23 protein-coding genes and 1 tRNA gene are annotated in these 23,900 nt (G+C 33.2%); 8 read left to right on the forward strand and 16 right to left on the reverse strand.

Going from position 1 to position 23,900, the window contains the following annotated elements; translation table 11 throughout:
* Positions 1–232: hypothetical protein (locus CIGNP109_RS08670; protein ID WP_236847570.1), on the reverse strand; the 232-nt coding region annotated here is incomplete at its 3' end.
* A 150-nt stretch (positions 233–382) separates the two neighbouring features.
* On the opposite strand from CIGNP109_RS08670, the gene CIGNP109_RS06780 reads away from it, so the two are divergent.
* Positions 383–1,066 carry a hypothetical protein gene (locus tag CIGNP109_RS06780; RefSeq protein WP_086228697.1) on the forward strand — a complete coding sequence of 228 codons (684 nt, stop codon included), beginning with the start codon at positions 383–385 and terminating at the stop codon, positions 1,064–1,066.
* Here CIGNP109_RS06780 and CIGNP109_RS06785 read toward each other — a convergent pair.
* Together CIGNP109_RS06785 and CIGNP109_RS06790 are read right to left on the reverse strand one after the other, a co-directional pair.
* Complete coding sequence (locus CIGNP109_RS06785; protein WP_086228698.1) at positions 1,063–2,247, reverse strand: molybdopterin molybdotransferase MoeA; 1,185 nt, start codon at positions 2,245–2,247, stop codon at positions 1,063–1,065. The genes CIGNP109_RS06780 and CIGNP109_RS06785 overlap by 4 nt on opposite strands.
* A complete protein-coding gene (locus tag CIGNP109_RS06790; protein ID WP_086228699.1) occupies positions 2,234–3,541 on the reverse strand; it encodes an MFS transporter in 1,308 nt (435 codons plus the stop codon). Before CIGNP109_RS06790 ends, CIGNP109_RS06785 begins: the two co-directional genes overlap by 14 nt.
* A 161-nt stretch (positions 3,542–3,702) precedes the next feature.
* Here CIGNP109_RS06790 and CIGNP109_RS06795 point away from each other — a divergent pair, with 161 nt between their 5' ends.
* The 7 genes from CIGNP109_RS06795 (at position 3,703) to CIGNP109_RS06825 (ending at position 9,877) form a co-directional block, all read left to right on the forward strand.
* Positions 3,703–4,533, forward strand: coding sequence for a substrate-binding domain-containing protein (locus CIGNP109_RS06795; protein ID WP_086228700.1), 831 nt, complete (start codon positions 3,703–3,705; stop codon positions 4,531–4,533).
* On the forward strand, positions 4,533–5,378 hold the full coding sequence (pstC, locus tag CIGNP109_RS06800) for a phosphate ABC transporter permease subunit PstC (protein ID WP_086228701.1): 846 nt from the start codon (positions 4,533–4,535) through the stop codon (positions 5,376–5,378). The genes CIGNP109_RS06795 and pstC overlap by 1 nt, the downstream gene beginning before the upstream one ends.
* Positions 5,375–6,196, forward strand: coding sequence for a phosphate ABC transporter permease PstA (gene pstA, locus CIGNP109_RS06805; protein WP_086228702.1), 822 nt, complete (start codon positions 5,375–5,377; stop codon positions 6,194–6,196). Before pstC ends, pstA begins: the two co-directional genes overlap by 4 nt.
* A complete protein-coding gene (gene pstB, locus CIGNP109_RS06810) occupies positions 6,196–6,951 on the forward strand; it encodes a phosphate ABC transporter ATP-binding protein PstB (RefSeq protein ID WP_086228703.1) in 756 nt (251 codons plus the stop codon). Before pstA ends, pstB begins: the two co-directional genes overlap by 1 nt.
* 35 nt (positions 6,952–6,986) lie before the next feature.
* Entirely contained in the window at positions 6,987–7,658 is a 672-nt protein-coding gene (locus CIGNP109_RS06815) for a response regulator transcription factor (RefSeq protein WP_086228704.1), read from the forward strand.
* Between the two features lies 1 nt (position 7,659).
* The gene (locus tag CIGNP109_RS06820) at positions 7,660–9,369 is read left to right on the forward strand and encodes a sensor histidine kinase (RefSeq protein WP_086228705.1); all 1,710 of its coding nucleotides are present in this window, start codon (positions 7,660–7,662) and stop codon (positions 9,367–9,369) included.
* 316 nt (positions 9,370–9,685) lie between these two features.
* Positions 9,686–9,877 carry a hypothetical protein gene (locus CIGNP109_RS06825; protein ID WP_141031563.1) on the forward strand — a complete coding sequence of 64 codons (192 nt, stop codon included), beginning with the start codon at positions 9,686–9,688 and terminating at the stop codon, positions 9,875–9,877.
* Positions 9,878–11,221: 1,344 nt separating this feature from the next.
* Here the strand turns inward: CIGNP109_RS06825 and CIGNP109_RS06830 are convergent.
* From CIGNP109_RS06830 to gyrA, 13 genes are all read right to left on the reverse strand, one after another.
* A complete protein-coding gene (locus CIGNP109_RS06830) occupies positions 11,222–11,983 on the reverse strand; it encodes a hypothetical protein (RefSeq protein WP_086228706.1) in 762 nt (253 codons plus the stop codon).
* Between the two features lie 201 nt (positions 11,984–12,184).
* On the reverse strand, positions 12,185–12,532 hold the full coding sequence (locus CIGNP109_RS06835; RefSeq protein ID WP_086228707.1) for a hypothetical protein: 348 nt from the start codon (positions 12,530–12,532) through the stop codon (positions 12,185–12,187).
* On the reverse strand, positions 12,529–12,750 hold the full coding sequence (locus CIGNP109_RS06840) for a helix-turn-helix transcriptional regulator (protein ID WP_086228708.1): 222 nt from the start codon (positions 12,748–12,750) through the stop codon (positions 12,529–12,531). The genes CIGNP109_RS06835 and CIGNP109_RS06840 overlap by 4 nt, the downstream gene beginning before the upstream one ends.
* A gap of 353 nt (positions 12,751–13,103) precedes the next feature.
* Positions 13,104–14,306 (reverse strand): tyrosine-type recombinase/integrase, encoded by a 1,203-nt coding sequence (locus CIGNP109_RS06845; RefSeq protein ID WP_086228709.1) that lies wholly within the window; start codon positions 14,304–14,306, stop codon positions 13,104–13,106.
* Between the two features lie 175 nt (positions 14,307–14,481).
* Positions 14,482–14,556 (reverse strand) — tRNA-Asn (locus tag CIGNP109_RS06850).
* Positions 14,557–14,634: 78 nt separating this feature from the next.
* Complete coding sequence (locus CIGNP109_RS06855; RefSeq protein ID WP_086228710.1) at positions 14,635–15,543, reverse strand: radical SAM protein; 909 nt, start codon at positions 15,541–15,543, stop codon at positions 14,635–14,637.
* The gene (gene hemE, locus CIGNP109_RS06860; RefSeq protein ID WP_086228711.1) at positions 15,543–16,574 is read right to left on the reverse strand and encodes a uroporphyrinogen decarboxylase; all 1,032 of its coding nucleotides are present in this window, start codon (positions 16,572–16,574) and stop codon (positions 15,543–15,545) included. Before hemE ends, CIGNP109_RS06855 begins: the two co-directional genes overlap by 1 nt.
* Before the next feature lie 15 nt (positions 16,575–16,589).
* Complete coding sequence (locus CIGNP109_RS06865; RefSeq protein WP_086228712.1) at positions 16,590–17,117, reverse strand: YqhA family protein; 528 nt, start codon at positions 17,115–17,117, stop codon at positions 16,590–16,592.
* Positions 17,110–18,144, reverse strand: coding sequence for an aspartate-semialdehyde dehydrogenase (locus CIGNP109_RS06870; protein WP_086225568.1), 1,035 nt, complete (start codon positions 18,142–18,144; stop codon positions 17,110–17,112). Before CIGNP109_RS06870 ends, CIGNP109_RS06865 begins: the two co-directional genes overlap by 8 nt.
* A gap of 75 nt (positions 18,145–18,219) precedes the next feature.
* Positions 18,220–19,368 carry a sigma-54-dependent transcriptional regulator gene (locus CIGNP109_RS06875; RefSeq protein ID WP_086228713.1) on the reverse strand — a complete coding sequence of 383 codons (1,149 nt, stop codon included), beginning with the start codon at positions 19,366–19,368 and terminating at the stop codon, positions 18,220–18,222.
* A 3-nt stretch (positions 19,369–19,371) separates the two neighbouring features.
* Positions 19,372–19,764, reverse strand: a complete 393-nt coding sequence (locus tag CIGNP109_RS06880) for a hypothetical protein (RefSeq protein WP_086228714.1) — start codon at positions 19,762–19,764, stop codon at positions 19,372–19,374.
* On the reverse strand, positions 19,740–20,228 hold the full coding sequence (locus CIGNP109_RS06885; protein WP_086225565.1) for an LPP20 family lipoprotein: 489 nt from the start codon (positions 20,226–20,228) through the stop codon (positions 19,740–19,742). Before CIGNP109_RS06885 ends, CIGNP109_RS06880 begins: the two co-directional genes overlap by 25 nt.
* 46 nt (positions 20,229–20,274) lie before the next feature.
* Positions 20,275–22,968 carry a DNA gyrase subunit A gene (gyrA, locus tag CIGNP109_RS06890; protein ID WP_086228715.1) on the reverse strand — a complete coding sequence of 898 codons (2,694 nt, stop codon included), beginning with the start codon at positions 22,966–22,968 and terminating at the stop codon, positions 20,275–20,277.
* Between the last annotated feature and the right edge of the window lie 932 nt (positions 22,969–23,900).

The raw sequence follows: 23,900 nt of genomic DNA on the forward strand, positions 1-23,900 counted from the left end.
TTAGATTTTGATTTTCTTTTTCTAAAATCATATTTTTATCTTTTAGCGCACTATAAGTTTGAGATAGAATATTATTTTGCTCATTTAGTTTTTTAAAATTATTAATCAAGTTATGGTTAATTTTATCTATCTGATTTTGTAAAAAATCAATGCTAGATCTTAGTTTTCTATGCTGAGCATTATTCCTTAAAAGCGACATAATCCATAATTTTTTATTGTGAAAATAACCCATATTTGCTACCTAATAGATAAATTTTCTTATTATAAAATATATTAACTTTATAATTTATAAAAACTTGATTGTTTGTTTTAATAAACTTGGGTCGTTAAACTTCATATAATCCAAATTTGATATAATTAATCAAATTTTAAAGGATCATAGATGAAAATTTTAAGCCTTGCTAGTAAGCTATCTTTACAATCTCCTAAGCTTGTTGATAAGTTTAAAAATGATGAAATTATGGTGATTAGTCCGCTTGATGATAGTATAAATGCGAATTTTATCAAGTGCGAAATCGGTGCTATAAGCTACGCTTTGGCTCTTATAGGCTTGGAGTTTGGCTTTGGCGGGGAGTTTTGGGATGAGCTAGATTGTGGTGAGTTAAGTGGTGAGTCAAATATAGGCGAAGAGGAGTTGCCGTCTATTTGCGAATTTATCAAAAATTGTGATATTTGCGTTATTAGTGATGAGATTTTTGAGAGTAATGAGAGTAGTGTAAAGGCGATTTTGTCGCTGTTTAAAGGCAAATTTGGCTTTAAAATAGTAAATTTAAATGGCGATGAGGTAGAATTAAATGGCGAATTAATAGAGCTTGAAGCGATCCCAAATTATGATAGTGCTGTGGTATTTACCCATCCGCATTGCGATGAGTTTAGGGCGGGGAATTACTTTGGGATTGCTGCTAAGTTAAAAGATGGCGATGAGATCAATATACATTTAAGACAAAAAGATATAAAAGCTAAACTTTCAATAGATGAATCTATCAAAGGAACCATAGGATTTTTAGGCTTTGAAGGGGCGAAATATGGTTTTGAAGTTTTGAAATTTAGCCCTTTGGTTGGCTAAATTTCTATATATTCTACTATTTCACCAGCTTTTAAACCATCTTTATCGCTTGGGCAGATTAACAATACACCGCCATTTATGAGATTTCCTACGATGGCTGAGCTACCGGATTTTTTGGTTGCGGTGGAGATTTTGATAGTGCCGTTTTCGTTGGTTATACTAGCGGCACTGAACTCTTCAAATAGTGATTTTTTGGTATAGTCATCTTTTAAAATCGCTTTAAATCTATTTTTTTTGTTTAGCCTAAAGATATGCTCTATAAATTCTCTAAAAAACAGCACACAAGTCACCATCGCCGAATAGGCAAATCCAGGCAAGGCAAATATAAATTTATCATTGATTTTCGCTACTTTGATATGCCTACCAGGCTTGATGCTAGCACCATCTATGATGATTTTCGACTCTCTTGTGATATCACGCATAAAGTCAAAATCCCCCACGCTAACGCCACCTGTGGTGATGATGAAATCCGCTGAGATTAGGGCGTTTTGGAGTGCGGTTTGGATCGCTTGTTTATCATCTTTGATGATTGGCATGATGATCGGCTCGCATCCCATATCTTTGAGTAAAGATGAGATAGATATGCTATTTGAGCTATAAATTTGAGCTTTATGCTCTTTTATTTGGCCTATATCCAAAACTTCACTACCAGTGCTTAATATCGCAACTCTAGGTCGGGCTAAGACATTGATATAGCTATATCCTAATTCAGCCAAAAGAGCTAGCTCACAATATCCAAGTTTGGTGCGAGAGCTTAGTAGTAGCTCTGATTCTTTATAACTCTCACCAACTTCTCTAATGGCAAATCCTTGCGATACAGGCCTAGTAATCTCTATATACTCACCGCTTAATTTGACATTTTCTATAGGCACGATAGCATCAGCTCCACCGCATACTAAGGCGCCAGTAAGAGTCTTGACACACTCATTTTCAGATATGGTAATATCATCGCTATTTCCGGCGGGGGCTATGTTTATTACTTTAATTTTGTTATTTTGATTTGTAAATTTAATGGCATAGCCGTCCATACTTGAAGTTGGATAGGCTGGATATGGACTTTTGGTTATTATATCATCTGCTAAAATTCTCCCAAGTGCTCTATCAAGCGAAACTCTCTCTATAAAGTCCCATTTTGGGGCGAGATTTAGTAAATTTTGTAGATTTTCATTATAGCTCTTCATTGCTTACTCCTAAAATAGAGATAATCTCATCACGGCTTATTATATGAGAGTTGAATTTTACTACACTATATCCATTTTGTTTGTAGCGATCTACTATACCATTAACGCTATCTAATATTGATATATCGGCGTTTTTAAGGCGTATGATTTGAAATATTCTTGGGTCGCTTAATTGAAATAAGATTAAAAGCCAAATAGCTGAGGCCACAGCTAAAACAGCAGCTAAAGCCATGATATTATAGCTATGTAATAGATATCCGCCCACTGCCCCACCAAGAAAGCTACCTAAATAGCCAAATGAGTTGAATATACCAAGTGCCGAGCCTCTTTGGTTTGATTTGGCGAATTTACTAGCACAGCTTTGCATGATTGGCTCATGGATATTAAATCCTATGAAAAATATAACTACAAATATGATGAAGCTCACAGCTGAATTTGCTACACCAAAGCCTATAAATGAGATGATAAATAGCACTACACCGATCAATAAAAGCTTCTTGCTATGCCCTTTGCCATCACCTAAAAATCCTGCCATTCCCATAGCCAAAAATCCAAAAATCATAGAGATCAAATATACAATCCATAAGTTATCTCCGCTATATTCTAAGGATTTTACTAAAACTATCGGGATAGCCACAAAGGCACAGCTCATAAGCATTTTTTGCATTAGATTTGTTAAATTCATTATGGCTAGATCTTTTTGTTTAAGTAGTTTAGTGAGTGGAATTTTAGGGTCGTGATGATGAATTTTTGGCTCTTTTGGCACAGCGCTAAAGAGTAAAAATATACAAAAAATAGTTACGATAATAGATAGATAAAATAGACTAGAAAGCCCAAATTCACGGCTTAATAACGGACTAAGAATCATAGAAATAGCAAAAGCAATCCCAATCATCCCACCCATCATAGCCATAGCTTTGGAGCGTTTATCTTCGCTAACTAGATCGCTTATCATAGCAGTTGCTACAGCACCCACAGCACCGCAACCTTGGAGCAATCTACCAAATAGCATTGTATAAATATCAGTTGAAATAGCACAAATTAATGAGCCGATTATAAATATAATTAGCCCTACAAATATCATAAATTTACGCCCAAATCTATCACTTAAGCTACCAAAAGGGAGTTGAAAAATCATCTGAGTAATAGCATAAGCACCGATAGTAAGCCCGGCTAAAAACTCATTAGCCCCATCAAGCTCAAGCGCATAAAGACTAAGAACAGGTAAAATAATAAAAAGCCCAAAAAACCTAGAAGCTGCGATAAATCCAAGCGGCAAAACTGATCTTATCATATCAAAAAATCCTTAAATTTAAAAAAGAGTAATTTTATCATAATTAAGATTAAACTCTTTTAAATTTAAATTTTCAAACTTTACATCAAATTTACATTTTTTACATTTTGACTTTACAACTATTATTTATAATTTTGCAACTTAAAATTCAAGGAGTTAAAATGGTTAAAAAATATCTCGTTGCACTATTTGTGCTATTTGGTCTTAATAGCTATTTATTAGCTGAAAATATCTATCCTATATCTCGTGAGATGGGCTCTGGTACAAGGGGCGCATTTGTGGATATATTTGATGTTAAAGAGCAAGTTGGTAAGAAAAAAATCGACGCAACTTCTAAAAAAGCTGAAGTTACAAACTCAACAGGCGTTATGATAACCACAGTTGCAAACTCAAAAAATGCTATTGGCTATATCTCGCTTGGCTCTTTAAATGATTCAGTAAAAGCTGTTAAAATAGATGGTGTAGCACCAAGTGTAGAAAATATCAATAACAAATCTTACACAGTTTTTCGCCCATTTAATCTAGCTATAAGTAGCGATAATGAGTTAGTAAATGACTTTTTAGGTTACACTAGCTCAAATCAAGCTAAAAGCATAATCCAAAAAGCTGGCTATATCGCACTATATGATAATGAATTTAGCTCAAAAAAACCTAGCGGTAAAATTGTAGTTGCTGGGTCTAGCTCAATTACTCCATTAATGGAAAAATTAAAAGAGAGCTATAAATCACTAAATCCAAACGCAACTATAGAGATCCAACAAAGCGACTCTACAACAGGGATTAACTCAGCTATAGAAAAAATAGCCGATATCGCAATGGTATCAAGAGAATTTAAAGATAGTGAGTTAAAAAATGGCTTAAAAACTCAAGTTTTAGCCCTAGATGGACTAGCTGTAATAGTAAATAAATCAAATCCAATCGACTCGCTAAGCAAAGATAGTGTTAAAAAGATCTTTACAGGCGATATTACCACTTGGGAAAAAGTAAAATAATGCTTAAAGAGAGATTTTTTCGAGGGCTTTTTGCCCTTAGCGCCGGCTTTTCTATCTTTGCTGTTGGCGCTATAGCTCTATTTTTGTTTTTTAACGCTTTTACAACTATATCACAAATAGGCTTTTTGGAGTTTATTTTTGGTATGGATTGGTATCCAGATGAGGAGATATTTGGTATATTTCCTATGATTGTAGGAAGTATATATGTAACGGCTTTGGCTATAGTTTTGGGCGTGCCTATTGGGGTTTTGAGTGCTGTGTATTTGGCATATTTTTGCCCAAAAGGGTTAAAAAAGATTATCATGCCAGCCGTTGAGCTATTAGGCGCTATTCCATCTGTTGTTTATGGATTTTTCGGGCTTGTGATAGTGGTGCCTTTGGTATCTAATATCTTTGATGGTGTATCTGGAAAGAGTATTTTGGCAGCTTCTTTGATCTTGGCAATTATGGTTTTACCTACAATTATCTTAGTATCAAAAGCAGCGATTGAGGCTTTACCAAAGAGTTATTATGAAGGAGCTTTGGCCCTTGGGGCATCGCCTGAGAGAGCTGTCTTTTTCGCTATAGTCCCAGCAGCCAAAAGCGGTATTTTGGCCTCTGTGATTTTAGGCGTTGGTAGAGCTATTGGCGAGGCGATGACCGTTATCATGGTAGCAGGTAACCAAGTCCAAATCCCGCACTCACTAAGTGATGGAGTAAGAACTCTAACTACAAATATCGTGCTTGAGATGGGCTATGCAGCAGATTTACATAAAGATGTATTGATAGCTAATGCGGTTGTGCTTTTTGTCTTTATTTTGATTATAAATATTAGCTTTAGCGCTTTAAAAGGGGGTAAAAAGTGAGTAGGGATTATCTATCTATATTTTTATCATTTTTACTTAAATTTTCTATTTTTAGCGTTTTATTTGTATTTTTGGGGATTACGCTTTTTATCTTCATCAAAGGGATTATCTATATCTCGCCAAGTCTCTTTGAGTGGGAGTATAATAGCACAAATGTCTCTTTAATGCCAGCACTTATAAATACTATAAATATGGTTATTTGCTCTTTGGCTATTGCTATGCCGCTTGGGATTTTTGGGGCGATTTATCTAAATGAATATAGCAAAAAAGATAGCAAAATTTTAAATCTCATTAGGGTTACTTCTGATACTTTGGTGGGAATTCCAAGTATTGTGTATGGGTTATTTGGTTATCTTGCTTTTGTTATATATTTTGGATTTAAAACTAGCTTTATAGCGGGGGTTTTGACTCTTAGTATTATGATTTTGCCTTTGATTTTAAGAAGTAGCGAAGAGGCTCTAAAATCTGTCCCAATGGGTTATAAAGAGGCATCTTTGGCTCTTGGGGCTAGCAAACTTCGCACTATATTTGCTATCATCTTGCCTAGCGCCACAGCTGGGATATTGGCCGGTGTTATCCTAAGCATTGGTAGGATAGTTGGTGAGAGTGCGGCGCTACTTTATACCTCTGGAAGTGTAGCGCAAATCGCTGGGGCATTGGATTCTGGGCGGACTCTAAGCGTTCATATGTATGCTATATCTAGCGAAGGCCTTCACATAAATGAAGCTTATAGCACGGCGATGGTGCTTATTGTTATTGTATTTTTTATGAATTTTATCTCAAATTTTGTAGCTAAAAAGATTTTAAAGGATAGTTGATGAAAAAGTGCTTTGATATTAATAAACTAAATTTACATTATGGGACATTTCACGCATTAAAAAATATCAATATGGAGATTACCAAAGGCGAAGTTACGGCCTTTATTGGCCCTAGTGGTTGTGGTAAATCTACATTTATCAAAACCCTTAATCGTATGAATGATTTAGTAGAAGGTTGTAAGATTGAAGGGGAGATATTGTTTCATGATAGGGATATTTATAGCAAAGATTATGATATAAATTTGCTTAGAAAGCGTGTAGGAATGGTATTTCAAAAGCCAAATCCATTTGCTATGAGCATATATGATAATATCACCTTTGGCCCTAAGACTCATGGCGTAAAAGATAAAGATACCCTAGATAGCATAGTAGAAAAGAGCTTAAAAGACGCTGCTTTATGGGATGATTTAAAAGATAGATTATATAGCTCGGCTTTAGGGCTTAGTGGCGGCCAACAACAAAGATTATGTATCGCTAGAACCTTAGCTGTAGATCCAGAAGTTATCTTGATGGATGAGCCAACTAGCGCACTTGATCCTATATCTACGGCCAAAATAGAGGAGTTAGTCTTAAAGCTCAAAAAAGATTATACAATCATAATAGTAACTCACAATATGCAACAAGCTCATAGAATTTCGGATAAAACGGCGTTTTTCTTGATGGGCGAAGTGATCGAATACGATGATACAAAAAATGTATTTAACAAACCAAAAAACAAAAAAACTCAAGATTATGTTATGGGGAAATTTGGGTAAGTTTGCTATAATTTGGTAAATTTAAAGGAATTTAAGTGATCTATGTCTTAGAAGATGAAGGGGCGATTTTAGATCTTATTTGCTATGCTTTAAAATCCCAAAATATCCCAGTAAAAGGCTTTAGCCTAGCTAAAGATTTTTATAAAGCTTTAAAAGATCAAATCCCTCAAATTTTGGTTTTGGATGTTATGCTTCCAGATGGTGATGGATTTGAGATTTTAAAAGATCTTAAAAATAGTGCTAAATATAAAGATATTTGCGTTTTGATGCTTACAGCTCTTGATAGTGAGATAAATAAGGTAAAAGGCCTTGATCTAGGTGCAGATGACTATATCGCAAAACCTTTTGGAGTGATGGAGCTTTTGGCTCGTATTAGGGTGATTTCTAGACGCAAAGCCAAAGAAGAGCCAAATAGCGATATAAGCTTTGATGGATTGGAGTTTTCATATAAAAATCATATTGTTAAGGTTGATGGCAGGCCTTTGGAATTAACCTTAAAAGAATTTGAATTACTTGGGTTTTTATTACAAAATCCAAATCAAGTTTTTAGCCGTGATATGCTTTTGGAGATGATATGGGGCTATAGCTATGATAAAGAGAGTAGAACGATAGATATGCATATTAAAACACTAAGAAAAAAGCTTGGCAATATGTCAGATATGATTAGGACAATTCACGGAGTTGGCTATAAGTTAGTAAGAGAGTAGGATGCAAAAAAGGGTATTTTATTTCATTATTTTTTCTACATTAGCACTAGCTTTATTTATCAATATATTTTTGATATTTTCTATAGAATCTGTGCTTAAAAATGAGCTTTTTGATAGATTGAAAAATTATGCTTATAGCATTAAAAGTGAGGTTTTATCATCTATCCAAAATGGCTCTATACAAAGCTTAAAAGACCTAGATGAGACTTATAGAATTAGCATAATTGACCAAAATGGAGTTGTGATATATGATAATTTTGCCAATAATCTAAATTTGGATAATCACAGCAATAGAGCCGAGTTTAAAGAGGCGATAGAAGATGGAGAATCCACAAATATACGCTATTCCAATACACTTTTAAAGCGAAATTTATATTATGGGCTTAAAATCTCTAATGAAAAAGGGGAATTTGTTTTAAGAATTTCAAAAGAACAAGATTATCTATATGCGATATTTATGAGCTTTATCCCTTATATTGTTGCTGAGATTATAGCGGTGCTGATATTTTCATTTTTATTAGCTAAATACCTTACGCATATAATTTTACGCCCAATTTACAATATAGATTTAAAGAATTTAGATGAGAATTTACCATATCCAGAGCTTAGAGTTTTGATAGAAACTCTCAAAAAACAAAACAAAATTATCAAAAGCCAATTTAAGCATCTAAAACAAAAAAGACAAGAGCTACAATCCCTAACCAAAGGTATGAAAGATGGTCTTATCATCATCAATCGCTCCGGCGAGATACTAAGCATAAATCCAAGTGCTCAGCGATATTTTTCAAATTTGGCTAAAAATACAAATATATCTCAAATTCAAAATGATCTATTTTTAAAGCTTTTATTACAAAATTTAAGAGATTTCAAAGATGGCAAGATATCTTGCGAGATAAGAGAGCAGATAGTATTTATGCAAGAGACTTTGGTGGAGTGTGAGATTGTCTTTTCGCCGATTTTTTCGCAAAAAGGCAAATTTAAAGGGCTAATTATCGTTATTTGCGATATTACAGAGTTTAAGCGAAACCAAAATTTAAGCAAAGAATTTAGCGCTAATGTAACTCACGAGCTTAAAACTCCGCTAACTTCTATAATGGGAAATGCCGAGATGATTAGAAATAATCTTGTAAAAAGTGATGATATTCCGCATTTTATAGATACAATTTATAATGAATCTAAAAGATTATTACACCTAATAGAAGATATTTTGAAATTATCATTTTTAGATGAATCTAGCACTAAGAATATCCCATTTGCCAAAGTAGAGCTTAAAAATCTACTCTTAAAAGTCTATTCTAACTTAAAAAGCGTAGCTAAAAAATATGATATTGAGTTTAAATTTGAGCTTGAAGAGGCCTATATACACGGCTCAAAGGAGCTATTAGAACACGCTATTTTCAATCTATGCGATAACGCTATTAAATACAATCACCCAGGCGGATATGTCAAAATCAAGATAAAAAATTTAAAAGATTGTGTAGAGCTTAGCATAAAAGATAGTGGCATAGGAATTGAGCCAAGCTCACAAGAGCGGATATTTGAGAGATTTTATTGCGTGGATAAAAGTTATAGCAAAAAAGTAGGTGGCACAGGATTAGGACTATCAATAGTTAAATCAGTTTTAAATATGCACCACGCCAAAGTAAAGCTAAAAAGCCAAAAAGATATGGGAAGCGAGTTTATTATCACATTTGCTAAGGATATAAAATAGATAAAAATTAAGTAAATATAAGCAATAAAACGATTAGATTAGTTAAAAAATAATATTAATAAAGTAAACTGTGCTAATTAAAGCAATGCAAAAGATTATTGCATAGTTTATAACTATGTAAAATAATAAGAACTCTTATGTTTAGCTTATCCTTTAACTTTTGATTTAGCCTAAGAGGTAATTTCTATATAAGTTCTTTTATTGTAGAATCTATTTTTTATTTTATTATATGTTTATTTTGGAGCGTAATATGTTTAGATATATTTTTGTTTCTTTAGTTTTAGTATCTACTTTATATAGTTATTGTAGAGAGCCAATGAAACCTATATGTATTGGTTCATCGACATCTTTTAAAACATTTAAAAATTCTTGTAGAGATGATGTAGAAGATTATATTAAAGATTTAGAGAGATATACAAAGTGTGTAGTAAGCGAATCTCGTAATAAGATTCAAGAGGCAATAGATAGCTATGAATGTTATTCATCTGGTGAGAATTTTTGTTATTGATATATACTTTGATTTTTAGATTTATGAATCATTAGTATATTAGCTTAATTAAAATAGTGAGCCAATTAATAATTAAAGAGCATAAAATATTAAAACTATAGATATGATAAATTCCAAGAATATGAGTACAACAGAAGAATAGTGTTTTGTATTGAACGAAAAGCTAAAGAAAATATTGCATACAAAATCTAAATTAAATACTTTAGTCAAATGAAGCATAGCTTATTGCTAAAAGGAGTTTATAAATTTTATCTAGATAGGATTTATAAACTCTAAAAATTAATATTATCAAATAGCAAAGTGTATTTTGTTTAGTCATTGTATAGAATTAATTAAAGCTATATATTAGTTAATTGATATTTATTAAAACTGATAATTGATTAATATATGGATATTCAAGAAATAAGTGGATCCGGATGCTGGAGCAATTAGAAAATGGCTCTAATATCTATTATACCGCTATTAGCTAAAGGTCTTAAGGTTTGCGTGTGTATACTTTTATGTATACTTTGATAAAATCACCCCTTTTATTTTGCTTTAGATTTTATCTTTTTTGGCTGATTAGATTGGGGTTGTATTAGCTTGTGTTTTGGCTATCCACCTTATGCGTGGAGAGCTTTGACTTTGTAAAGGGCGTACATCTGATGTACACGCTTTAATAAGCTGTCTAGATTTAATCTGGATAGCTTTATCCCTTGATTTTTAGTTAAAAGTTAATAGCCTATGATTATAGGTTATTAAGATTATTTAAAAATCAATATGGTTAAAAATAGCTTTGATATTAAAAGCTAATTTGAATAGCGATATTATATCTAAAAATGCTTAAATAGTAAATTAGCTGGGTGGGGTAACTGCCGGTTAGGTCATATAGGATTTAGATATGATTGCTAACTTGATTTAGTGTTGTTTAGGCAAGAAAAAAGCCCCGATTATATAGCCTATATTCTCTAAACTCTCTATTTATGGGAGCTGTAAAGTAAATGAAATTGGTAGAGAATTTATAATTTAGTTTTATCTCCATTAGAGAGCCAAAAAGCCAAATACCGCCCCCGCTCGTGCGTATAGTGCTTTAAGCCCATTTTGTAAAGTTACAAAAACCCCGAAATAGTGCGGGGACTTATTTCAATTCCTTTCACACTATTAAAAAAATATTGATGATTAATTAATTTTTTATTTAAGAATAATTAATTATTAGCATAGGCGGGATTTTGGTAACAATTATCACTTAAATTGACTTTTAGGGCTTGGAGTTTAAAGGGCGTGGCAAAATACTGCACCCTTTAAAGCTGGGTGAATTAGGTTCATATAGCTTTACTGGCTACTATAGGTTTTAGTCACTTATTTTTAGTCATTTATTAAAAATCTTAGCTCAAAGCGGTTGAGCGGATAGGATAGGGCGTTTTTTGTTGTTTTGCTATAAATTATAATTTTTTGTAAGTTGCTATTGATATTAGGTGCATTATGCTTTTTATCGGTTTGTATGTAAATGCTCTCTTGGTAGGTTTTAAAATCGGCTGGTATATGCTCTAAATATGCGGCTTTGTTTATTGCATATTCTTTTGTTATTGGCTCGTTATCGTGATAATCTAATGCTATATCAAAGCTAAGTAAATTTAGCGTTTTACGCTCCTTTAGATTATCGCAATATTTGAATATATATTTTAAAATTCTTATGATGGGGTTGGTTAGCTTTATTGGGATTTTTGATTGTGGGTTGTATTGTGCTAATCCGTGTAGCTCTATAAAGATAAAATTATTTAATGTTCTTTTGGCTTGTCTTGCCTTTTTAAAGCTAATGCTAGAGTAATAGGTGATTAGTGTTACCTTGTCGGTTATTTTGCATTTAAAAGCTATTTTTGGAGCTTGTGGGGTATAAAGGTCAAATAGATTAAACTTTTTATCGTTAATTTGCGTTTCGTGCATTTGTATATTTAAATCTTTTAGCCATTTGCTAAACTTGCTATAAAAACTTTTGGTAGCTATAAATCTTAAGCTATCACAATTAAGAGAGCTAGGCTGGGCAAATTGCGTGATATTGCTTTGGGCTTTTTGTGCTTCTTTCTCGCCTATGCTTTGATAAATCGCTTCTATAAGGCTAAACGCCATTAAAATCCTTTTATATGTGATTTACAAAAGGATTACACGCCTAAAGAGATATTAGGATATCTCCTTAGGTCTAAAATCGATTTATTTATATTTGATTATCTTGCGTATTTAGCTTATAGATGGCGGATTAAATACAAACATCCGGCACAAATAAAGCATAAAACGCTTATTAGGGACTGAATGATAATTGCCCCTAATATTTTATCCATTTTTAGGCTCCTTTGCTCTGATTTTGAGCTTGGCAAGGATTGCTCTATTCTTTGTAGTAAAATAGCTAAGCAATAAACGAGCATATGCTACTCCGGATTTATTGATATAATATTTTTTATATCTAATATCCGTTTTAGGGTCTCTTACCCACTCATCAAGCAATTTTAAGCCATAATCTCGCTTTAAATCGCCCAAAATATCTTTAACGCTATTGGTAGCGTATTTACTATTTTCGTGGTTGGTAATCTTTTTACCATCCAACAAGGCATTTAAAAGCATTTTAATGCTCCTATTACTTCCCCTAACTCTTGGGGCGATTATAGCTTTAGCGGGGCTCATATCTCACCCCCGTTATTTTTGCTTAGATAAGATAAAACTTCATCCAAAGCCCATAAGCGTTTGCTCCTGCTTACTATTAATCTTGGTTGTGGTATTATCCCGTCTTTTAAATAACGCCATAATGTAGCGTCTCCTTTGATGTGTAGTAGGGTTTTTAATTGCTTAGTATCTAATAAAACGATACCGCCATTATTTTGGAATTTATCCAAATTACTCATTTAGTTCTCCTAAAATATAATTTTTAAAGGAGAATATCCATCCGTAATTAATGATTTTAATGTGTTAGTATAAGAGAATAAGGGCTTAATCAACTTGACAATTGTATAAGCGGGGTTTAAGCTCCAATAGGTTATAATTCCATCAATAAAAAAAACTTTTGGCGAAGTGTTTTATTGATTGGAGTTATAACCAAATCTTAGCTAACATAACATTAAAAAGTTAATTATCTTAGGATTGCTCCTTTTTTATGTTGTAATTATAAAGTTACAAACCTTAAAGATAAATAAATTGCTATCTCTTGGCTATAACTCTTTAATTACAATTCTAATTCTATAATATTTTTTTTAGCTTGTCAATAGTTACTCTTTTTTAGATTATTAATATAATTTCCATACCACTCCATTAATTGGGCTTTCTCTTGTAGTCTTTCGGATTTATTGTAAGTGCTTCTAACCTTGTTTTTATCTTCGTGGGCAAGGCATAGCTCTATTACTTCACTTGTTAGCCCGTGGTCTTGTGTGTGTTCGTTACAAATAGTAGAGAATTGGCTTCTAAATCCGTGAAATGTGGCTTCATCTCCAAATCCTAGGATTTTTATAGCTTTGTTTAGCGTGTTTTCGCTCATTATTTTTGAATTAATGCTAAATAGATATTGGCCTAGCCGGTAGGTCTCTAGCTCTTTTAAAATTGCCTTTGCTTGTGAGCTGATAGGCATTATAAAGGGCTTTTTCATTTTCATTAACTCGGCTGGGATATTGATGATATTTTGCTTAAAATCTATATAATCCCACTTGAGTGCTCTTATAGTCCCGCTTCTTAAAGCCGTGTAGGCTCCTAGCTGTAAGGCGTATTTTGTTAAAATGTTGCCTTTATAGCTATCAATAGCGGTTAAAAACTCTCTTAGCTTTGTAGGGTCTTTTATAAATCTATGGTTTGTTACTTCGTGTTTATCTTTGCAAATATTATTAAATTTAAATCCCGCTAGTGGGCTGGTATAATCTTGGATAATTCCTTGGATAGCGATATAATTTAAAATATCTTTTAAAAGTATAAATATTCTTTGTTTAGTCTCGTGTCCATCTTTTCCCGCTCCTTTTAGCTTTACTTCTAAAATGCACTTTATTAGCTTATCTCGCTTTAAATCTTTTATTTTGATATTGCCTATCTTTGGTAATATATGGTTATTTAGTCGCCCTTGTATATCTTTATAATTGGTTAGCTTTTGTTTGGCTCTATCTTGTAGCCATTTATCCGCTATATCTTGAAAGGTTAGCTCGTTTTCGTTTGTGTATTCTCTTGGGTCTATCCCTTTAGCTAGTAGAGCTTTAAACTCGTTAGCCTTTTGTCTTGCTTCTGCTAGCGATATAGATGGGTATTGCCCTATGGTGATGCTTTTAATCTTGCTTCCGTTTATTTTATATCTAAATATAAAAGCCTTGCTAGTTTCTCGTAATAATATAAAAAGATTTGTAGCACTTCCATCTTTTACATATTGTTCTTTTTTACCATCTGTAAGAGTTAAAAATTTTAATTGGCTATCAGTTGTAAAACTCATTTATATTCCTTGGCTTAGAGCTCGTTTTTTCGTGTGTATACTTTTGTATATACTTTAGATTGAAAATAACTGAAAAGAAATAATATCAAAATAAAGCTTAAATTACTTGAGAGCTCGTATTTTTGGGGGTTTTTAAGACTTTTTAGAGTTTAAGGAAAGTGATAAAAAAGGGTAATGGCTCCGGATGCTGGATTCGAACCAGCGACCAATCGGTTAACAGCCGACTACTCTACCGCTGAGCTAATCCGGAATATCGTATAAATGAGTTGGAATTATAGCTAATAATTAGCTATTTGTCAATTAAATTTAGCTTAAATTAGAAATTTTTTTAAATTCTATAAAATTTCATCCCAGCTAAATCGCATTCTATAACCTTGCCTTCATTTATCAGCGTTTCTAAATTTATCTTTGCATTTGTAGTAAAGTTGTTTTCTATATCATATAAACTTTGAGGGCGAAGTTTTAAAAGCTTTTCAAGTTCATCTTTACTATAATCAAATTTAGATTTTAAAGGGGTTCTAGAGGCTATACTAACTGGTGCAGCATCTATAAAAGTTGCTAAATAGTGTAATGTTTCACTACTAACGCCTCTAACATTATGAGCTGGTGGGCGATCTATAGTGCTGATATCTATTCTATTAGGTAAAATCTTTTTAAAAGCTCTATTTAAAGCCATAAACTCATCATCGCTATCATTATATCCAGCTACAACCAAAACCTCCATAATAAGCTCGCCTTTAAATTTAGATCTAAATTGCGACATAAGCCCTACTAACTTATCTACATCTATATTATCAATACTTCTATCAATTTTGCGAAATGTCTTTTGATTTGCACTATCAAGGCTAAACTTAACAATATCAAGGTTTAAAAGAGCCTCAATAGCATTAGGATTTAAAACAGCACTACCATTGCTAAGAATTAGTGATTTTTGCGTGGTTTTAAGAGTATTTATCTGAGTAATTAAATTTAATAAATCACTATATAGACTTGGCTCTCCATTAGCTGTAAGCGTGATAACATCGATATCTTTAAACTCATTAAGAGCATTTTTAAGCTCATTTATTATAACTTTGGAATTTGGTTCATTTTTTATAGCTCTGATGGTTTTAGCTTTTTTTAACTCACAATATAAGCAATCAAAATTACAGCTTTTTTGATCTGGACTAAGGTCAATCCCAAGAGAGCTGCCAAAGCGGCGGCTACTCACTGGACCAAATATAAATTTATATCCCATTATTTTGCATATTTTGCAGATTTTTCTTGGACAGATTTGATAAAATATTTAGCATGTTCAACTGGAATATCTGGTAAAATACCATGACCAAGATTAAATATATGTCTTTTGCCGCCCATTATAGATAGAATTTCATCTACGCCTTCATCAATCGCATCTTTGTTATACAATCTTGTAGGCTCCATATTGCCTTGTAAAATATATTTAGCACCTAAAGATTTTTTAGCATTAGCAAGCGGGGTGCTCCAATCCACACCAAATACATCAAAATTACCACTAATATCATCTAAAAATCCGCTAATTCCTTTAGGAAATACTATTATAGGAGTATCTGGGAAGTTTGCTTTTAGATAATCAACAATCTCATTAATATAGCTAAATCCAAATTCCATATAAGCACTTTTTTCTAATGCTCCAGCCCAACTATCAAAAATCTGAACAGCATTTACTCCAGATTTTATCTGCTCAGCTAGATATAATTTAAGAGCATTTGTTACCTTGCGAAGAATAGCATGAAGGAATTGAGGATTATCATATACCATCTTTTTACAGATATTATATGTTTTTGTGCTGCCTCCTTCTATCATATATGTAGCAATCGTCCATGGAGCACCACAAAATCCTATTAAAGCTTTATCTTTAGCTAGCTTATTTCTAGTTAATTTAATTGTATCATAGACATAGCTTAGATTTTTAATTGCTTTATCGCTACTTAGTCTATCTAAGTCCTCCATTGTAGCAATTGGCTTAGGAAATACCGGGCCTTCGCCTTTTACAAATTTAAGCTCCATACCCATCTCCATAGGTACTACCAATATATCACTAAATAAAATTGCTGCATCTACGCCTAAAATATCAACTGGTTGAAGTGTAACCTCGCTAGCTTTTTCATAATCCTTACAAAGTGATAAAAAATCCCCAGCCTCAGCTCTAACTCTCATATACTCAGGCAGATATCTACCAGCTTGACGCATCATCCAAACTGGAGTATAAGGAGTTTTTTTGCCTAAACATGCATCTATAAAAATCATAAATATCCTTTAATCCTAATGATGTGAGCTCTTATGCAAGAAATATAAGCCTAAACAAAGAGCTAAAATAGATAACGCTAGATAGACCATCTCAAGAGGTGTAGTAAATTTAGCATGCAAAACACGCTGAAAGAAATTAACCACTAAAACCATCACAATGACTTTACCTATCTTATCTTTTAGCTGGTCTAAACTATGCACTTCAAGCACTCTAGCCTGTCTAGAACTCTTAGTTGTATCAATCTCACTAATAAAAAGCTCATAAATCCCAAAACTAAAGATAAAAAAGACCAATGCCATCAAATACAGATCTATAGCCCCAATAATAAGAGCTACGCCATCGCTATGCAGATCTACACTATGGTCGCCTAGAATTAGGTAATTCCATGCATAAACTATTACCTTAACAATATCATAACTAGCAACAATAAACATCACAAAAGCTCCTAGCAATCCAAAGATCACTGGAAGCAAGGTTACCATTCTAGACTTCCACAAAAGCCCTTCAAATAGCTTTTCTATCTTGTTTTTAATATTATCCATTCTGCTCTTGCATCTCTATCCATTTTTGTGCGATTCTAACCGCATTTGTCGCTGCACCAACTCTAATCTGATCAGCCACACACCATAAATGTAATATGCTATCATCATAATTATCTTTTCTGATTCTGCCTACATATGTCTCATTTGTATCACTTGCGTGAATTGGCATTGGATAAAGATTATCTTTTGGACTATCTTGAACTACAACGCTTGGAGCATTTTTTAGAATTTGAGTTGCTTTTTGTGCATCAATTGGAGTTTTAAATTTAATAGTTATGCTCTCGCTATGACTTCTAAGAACTGGCACACGCACACAAGTTGCACTCACTTGTATATCTTTGTGAAGGATTTTTTGGGTCTCTTTAACCATTTTCATCTCTTCTTTTGTGTAATCATTATCTAAGAACACATCAATATGTGGAATTACATTTAGTGCTATTTGGTGTTTAAATGCACTTGGCTCACACTCATCAAGCTTAAATTCAAAGAATTTTTGCATCTGCATAACCAACTCTTCCATTCCTTTTTTACCCGCACCACTTGTAGCTTGATATGTGCTTACATCTACTCTTTGGATACCAAAAGCATCATCAAGAGGCTTTAACACTTGGACCATCTGGATTGTAGAGCAGTTTGGATTTGCTATTATGCCTTTATTTTGCCATTGAGCAATGTCTCCTGGATTGCACTCAGGCACTACTAATGGTACTTCTGGATCCATTCTAAAATGGCTAGTATTATCTATAACTATTGCTCCACTTGCTGCTGCAAATGGTACAAAATGAGCCGATATGCTACCGCCAGCACTAAAAAATGCAATATCTACTTCATGCTCGTCAAATACAGTATCAGTAAGCTCTACAATTGGATAATTTTTGCCTTTAAATTCAATCTCTTTCCCAACACTCTTTGCACTTGCAAGTGGCAACACATCACCAACTGGAAAATCCATCTCTTCTAAAACACGAAAAATCTCTTCGCCTACAGCTCCGGTAGCTCCAACTACTGCTATACTATACTTTCTCATACTACGCCTTAGATTTAAATTTAGGTCGCTATTTTATCTAAATTTAGCTTAATATAAGTCAAATTCGAATTTAAATTACTTTTTAGCGTAAATAAACAGATCCTCTTTACTAATACTACCACCTTCACTTAGTATAGCAGCACGCTCAACAATACTAATAAGCTCCCTAATATTACCTGGATAATCATAATTTAAAAGCTCATCAATAGCCTCTTGACTAAACTCTTTTTGACCTAATTCATACTCAACACAAACTCGCTTAAGTGTAGCATTTGCGATATCTACAATCTCATCTTTGCGTTCTCTAAGTGGTGGGATTTTAAGCGGAACAGTATTTAAACGATAAAATAGATCCTCTCTAAACTCACCATTTGCAACTTTTTGTTCTAAATTCGCATTGGTTGCGCTTACGATTCTTACATCTATTTTAATTGGTTTGCTAGCTCCTACACGAACGATCTCACGCTCTTGAATCGCACGCAAAAGCTTAGGTTGTAAATTTAGTGGCATCTCTCCAATCTCATCTAAAAATAGAGTTCCACCATTTGCTAGTTCAAAAAGCCCTTTTTTAGTTGCTGTAGCATCGGTAAAAGCACCCTTTTCATATCCATATAGTTCACTTTCAAGTAAATTTTCAGGTATTGCAGCCATATTAATAGCCATTAATGCTGAATTTTTTCGCTTTGAATTTTCATGGATATATCTGCTAAAAAGCTCTTTACCTACGCCACTCTCTCCCATTATCATCACGCTTACATCGGTTTGGGCTGCCTTTTTGGCAATATTTAGAGTTTTGTCTAAATTTGCAGAAGCGGCTAAAAAATTACTACTTTTTATCTCTGTGGTGGTATCTGGTGTTTTAGTTTTAGTTTTTTGAGTTATTGCGCTAGTTCGTTTAATTGCTGTAGCTAAAGTATCAATATCAAATGGCTTGGTCAAAAAATCCTTCACCCCAAGGCGAACACTCTCAATAGCCCTATTTAGTGTAGCATTTCCTGTCATAATAATTACATCGTATTTGCCACCAAGTTCTTTTATAAACTCTAGTCCATCCATTCCAGGCATGTTTATATCAGTTACTATGACATTAGTATCATTACTTAATTTTTTAAGTGCTTCAGTAGCACTTTTATAAGATTTTACATTAAACTCATTATAATCACCTAAAGCGATCTCAAGGGATTTACGCATATTTATATCATCTTCTACAATTACAACATTCATGATTTACCTTATAATTTTGCTTATTGTAGCACCTTGGGGCTTAAATTCCACTATAAAGCGGATAGGGATGATAGTTAATTCTGTGGTAAAAAGAGCTGAGTTTGGATATGTAGTTGAGTTATCTAGAATTCTTACTTCTTCTGAAACAAAGCAGTCAAATAGTTCATTTTTGTGTAAATTTAAATACTCATAAGCAGTTAAATTTGTCGGTTTTGAGATTGGGATAGAACATATAATTTGACTACTTTTATATCCTTTAACCATCGATCTAGATATAGTGATCTCATCGCTACTAAGTATCCCATTGACGGTAATTAATCTAGCCCAAAAGATAAACTCATCACCGCCAAATAGGTTATTTAGTGCAAATATTAATAAGCAAAAAGTTCTAGCCACTTTTCTCTATCTATTTTTAGCTCCATTTCAACTCTATATAGACCATCTTTAAAGTCTTGGTTGATTACTGAAGCATTTTTGATAAGGCCTAAAACTCTGCCTTCAATAACTGAACTTTGCAACATTGCATCTTTTACTGTATCTTTAGCATTAATTTTAACACCATAAAGTTTAGCTGCTAGCTGTCTATGACCATCTGTAATTGCTGAACGTTTAGCTAATGCACGAGCCTGAGCCGGACTCACAGTATCAAGCGGCGGAATTCCCTCGCCAATAGCACTAAATGCTACCTCATTATCAGCATTCATAGCTGGGATCATTTTTTCATTTTGAATGATCTCTCTAATATCCTCTTTATCGACTTTTTGGACAATTACTTCAGCTGGTTGTTGATTAGAACCAGATGCATTTGCACAACCTGCTAATGCTAAACCTGCAACCAGTGTGTATAAAACTCTTTTCATACCTTACAACCTTTTAAATTTGAATTTAAATTTCATAAAGCAAATATTATTCCACTTCTTCAATTTTAGCCATTTGTTCAGCTATAAAATCATCATCGATGATATCCATATCTTGATCATCGCTCTCTTCTTTAGGGCATCTTGCAATGCTGACAACTTCATCACTACCGACATTGACAACGATTACGCCGCTTGTGTTGCGACCAGCTTTTCTGATTGTTTGCATATCTACTCTAATCATCTTACCGCTGCTTGTAAGAGCCATTAAATCCATGCTTTCATCCACCATAACTACACCGACTAGGTCTTTGGTTTTTGATGTTAGTTTCATACAAATAACACCTTTACCGCCACGACTTTGAAGTCTATACTCATCAGCAGTTGTACGTTTGCCTATACCTTTTTGGCTAACGCTTAGAATTTCTTGCGTATCGTTCTCTATAACGACAGCACCTACTACTTCATCGCCTTTTTCTTTAAATCTGATAGCAGTTACTCCGCGGGCTACACGGCCAATTTGTCTAACTTTGCTTAGTGGAAATTTAATACACATACCTTTTTTAGTTACGACAAATAACATCTTTTCATCACTAGATTCTGGAAGCTCATCAATACTTTCAAGAATATGTTCTATCTCGCTCTCTTCAAGTTCGGATATTGCTTCTATTTCGCTATCAATAACCTCTTCAAGAGCATCAAATCCACTCTCTTCAAGCTCATTTTCTACTATTATATCTGGGTCATCTAATACTTTTTCATCATAGTCACTTGTGGCTATAACTACTGTTACTAATTCATCGTTTTCATCTAAATTTATAGCTTTAACACCGATACTTCTGATGTTTTGATATTCGCTTAAATTTGTTCTTTTTACAAGACCATTTTTAGTAAAGAATGCTAAAGATTTATTTTTAGAAAAATCAGTAGTCGGAATAATTGCTTTAATCTTTTCATCTGGTTGAAGATTGATTAAATTTACTACAGCTTTTCCTTTAGCGGTGCGACTGCCTTCTGGGATTTTATATACTTTTAGCCAATATAGTTGCCCACGATCAGTTACAAACATCAGCGTATCATGACTCATACAAGTAAAGAAACTCTCTATAAAATCATCATCATATGTAGTTACTGCGACTTTGCCTTTACCGCCACGTTTTTGTTTTTCATAACTTTTACTTGGTACACGCTTGATATAGCCCCTATGAGTGATGGTTACTACCATATTTTCATTAGGGATTAGGTCTTCTACGTCAATATCGTCATAATCATCGATAATTTCAGTAATTCTTGGACATTTAAATTTAGATTTGATCTCTAAAAGCTCATCTTTTATAATGGCTTCAATTAGCTCCTCGCTTTTTAAGATCGCATCAAGCTTATTAATTAATTCTAAGATCTCTTTTAGCTCAGCCTCTAGTTTTTCACGCTCTAATCCAGTGAGTTTGCTTAATCTCATATCCAAAATTGCGTTACTTTGTAGCTCGCTTAGACCGAATTTAGCCATCAATCCATCTCTAGCGATATTTGTATCAGCACTGGTCTTAATCAAAGCTATCACATCATCTATATTGTCTAAAGCGATTTTTAGCCCTTCTAAAATGTGCGCTCTAGCTCTAGCTTTTTGTAAATCAAATATAGTTCTTCTGATTATTACCGTTTTTCTATGATTTAAAAATAGTTTTAATAGCTCAATTAATGAAAAAATCTTTGGTTCTTTGTTGTTTATAGCAAGCATAATCACACCAAAGGTTACTTCCATTTGGGTGGATTTAAATAGATTATTTAGCACTATTTCACTCATCGCATCACGCTTAAGCTCGATAACAAGGCGAATTCCATCTCTATCGCTCTCATCACGAACTTCGCTAATGCCTTCTATTTGCTTCTCTTTGACTAATTCAGCAATATCAGAGTGTAGTTTGCTTTTATTTACTTGATATGGTAGTTCATCTACTACTATTACATCTTTATTTTGCTTTTTTTCTATATGAGTTTTGGCTCGCAGCTTAATCCTACCTCTACCGGTGCGATAAGCTTCTATTATCCCTTTTTTACCAAAGATTATACCACCAGTTGGAAAATCTGGCCCTTTGATATGAGCCATTATATCTTCTAGTGTGGCATCCTTGTCATCAAGTAATACCAAAAGCCCATCTACAAGCTCATCAAGGCTATGTGGCGGAATATTTGTTGCCATACCTACTGCAATACCACTTGAGCCATTTAAGAGTAAATTTGGCACTCTAGCTGGAAGTACATCTGGCTCAACCATGCTATCATCATAGTTTGGAATAAAATCAACAGTATCTTTATCTAAATCTTTTAATAACTCTTCAGCTAAAACAGTCATTCTAGCCTCGGTATAACGCATCGCAGCTGCGTTATCACCATCTACTGAGCCAAAGTTTCCTTGGCCATCTACAGCTGGAATTCTCATAGAGAAGCTCTGAGCCATTCTAACTAACGCATCATATACAGCTGTATCGCCATGTGGATGGTATTTACCTATTACATCACCTACTATACGAGCAGACTTTTTATACGGGCTGCGACTACCTACGCCTAAGTCATTCATAGCATATAGGATTCTTCTATGTACTGGCTTTAGACCATCTCTAGCATCAGGCAAAGCTCTACCAATAATAACGCTCATCGAATAGTCTAGATAGCTAGCTTTTATCGAGTCCTCTACATCTATGGTTGTTACATCTTGATTTGAGTTAAAAATATTATCTTCCATCTTTTTCCTTGAAAAATCTGCTCAATATTTTATCCAAATTTAATAAATATTAGCTAAAAAGTATGGAATTATTTTATTTAAATCACACTTTATAAAGTAGATAATAAGAGTGGTGAAGTCAATACTATGCTTGATTGTTTTTGTCAATTTTTAGTATATAGACCATTATCAGAGCAGTTAAAACGTATTCTACTATGATTAAAATAGAGAGATTTGATCCCTTATAGCTAGTGGTAAAGTTAAGGATTTGACAAGGATAATTATTTAAATTGCAAAATAACTGATCTAAGCTAATCCCAAAGTGACTATAGTTAAAAAGATAATGAAACACTAGGGTTTAATTTGCGCCATAATGCTAAGAAATATAATCAATATATATATTTATATAATAATTATTATATCAAAGAGATAAAATGACTATTGCAATTATCAACGAAAAAGGCGGTGGGTGTAGGAAAAACTACTGTTGATTATATTACTAGAGTTGTAAATAGTAGCTCAAATAGCATAAATGCTAAGTATATAATTTACTAACTATTCTACTATATCTTTTAGTCTAATATTTGTAATTTTCTTATGTCTTTATCTTGTAAATTTGTATTTGATGCTCTGCTCATTTTATATCCTTGATTAGTGTAAAATACTCCTAAGAGTAACAATACTCCTTAAAATACTAAAAATTATTTTACATTAATCGTATCAAAATTACAATATTGAGATTTAAATAGATTTATACAAAATAAGATGAATTATATAAAAAGTATTATTGGTTGCGAGAGAGGATTACCAGCGTCGTGTAGATGAAGAACTCTTAAATGAGTATATGAAAGATATCAATAATATTAAGTACTCAAATAAAAAGAGATACGCTAAAGTTATATAGGCTCATAAAGCTATCTAAACGGCTCATAAACAGCTAAAGACCCTTTAGG

Source organism: Campylobacter sp. P0109 (genome assembly GCF_002138755.1).
GTDB classification, from domain to species: domain Bacteria; phylum Campylobacterota; class Campylobacteria; order Campylobacterales; family Campylobacteraceae; genus Campylobacter; species Campylobacter devanensis.

Coding starts and splice junctions, on each gene's coding strand:
- CIGNP109_RS06780 (WP_086228697.1), top strand. CDS start 383: ATGAAAATTTTAAGCCTTGCTAGTAAGCTATCTTTACAATCTCCTAAG.
- CIGNP109_RS06785 (WP_086228698.1), bottom strand. CDS start 2,247: ATGAAGAGCTATAATGAAAATCTACAAAATTTACTAAATCTCGCCCCA.
- CIGNP109_RS06790 (WP_086228699.1), bottom strand. CDS start 3,541: ATGATAAGATCAGTTTTGCCGCTTGGATTTATCGCAGCTTCTAGGTTT.
- CIGNP109_RS06795 (WP_086228700.1), top strand. CDS start 3,703: ATGGTTAAAAAATATCTCGTTGCACTATTTGTGCTATTTGGTCTTAAT.
- pstC (WP_086228701.1), top strand. CDS start 4,533: ATGCTTAAAGAGAGATTTTTTCGAGGGCTTTTTGCCCTTAGCGCCGGC.
- pstB (WP_086228703.1), top strand. CDS start 6,196: ATGAAAAAGTGCTTTGATATTAATAAACTAAATTTACATTATGGGACA.
- CIGNP109_RS06820 (WP_086228705.1), top strand. CDS start 7,660: ATGCAAAAAAGGGTATTTTATTTCATTATTTTTTCTACATTAGCACTA.
- CIGNP109_RS06825 (WP_141031563.1), top strand. CDS start 9,686: ATGAAACCTATATGTATTGGTTCATCGACATCTTTTAAAACATTTAAA.
- CIGNP109_RS06830 (WP_086228706.1), bottom strand. CDS start 11,983: ATGGCGTTTAGCCTTATAGAAGCGATTTATCAAAGCATAGGCGAGAAA.
- CIGNP109_RS06835 (WP_086228707.1), bottom strand. CDS start 12,532: ATGAGCCCCGCTAAAGCTATAATCGCCCCAAGAGTTAGGGGAAGTAAT.
- CIGNP109_RS06840 (WP_086228708.1), bottom strand. CDS start 12,750: ATGAGTAATTTGGATAAATTCCAAAATAATGGCGGTATCGTTTTATTA.
- CIGNP109_RS06845 (WP_086228709.1), bottom strand. CDS start 14,306: ATGAGTTTTACAACTGATAGCCAATTAAAATTTTTAACTCTTACAGAT.
- CIGNP109_RS06855 (WP_086228710.1), bottom strand. CDS start 15,543: ATGGGATATAAATTTATATTTGGTCCAGTGAGTAGCCGCCGCTTTGGC.
- hemE (WP_086228711.1), bottom strand. CDS start 16,574: ATGATTTTTATAGATGCATGTTTAGGCAAAAAAACTCCTTATACTCCA.
- CIGNP109_RS06865 (WP_086228712.1), bottom strand. CDS start 17,117: ATGGATAATATTAAAAACAAGATAGAAAAGCTATTTGAAGGGCTTTTG.
- CIGNP109_RS06870 (WP_086225568.1), bottom strand. CDS start 18,144: ATGAGAAAGTATAGTATAGCAGTAGTTGGAGCTACCGGAGCTGTAGGC.
- CIGNP109_RS06875 (WP_086228713.1), bottom strand. CDS start 19,368: ATGAATGTTGTAATTGTAGAAGATGATATAAATATGCGTAAATCCCTT.
- CIGNP109_RS06885 (WP_086225565.1), bottom strand. CDS start 20,228: ATGAAAAGAGTTTTATACACACTGGTTGCAGGTTTAGCATTAGCAGGT.
- gyrA (WP_086228715.1), bottom strand. CDS start 22,968: ATGGAAGATAATATTTTTAACTCAAATCAAGATGTAACAACCATAGAT.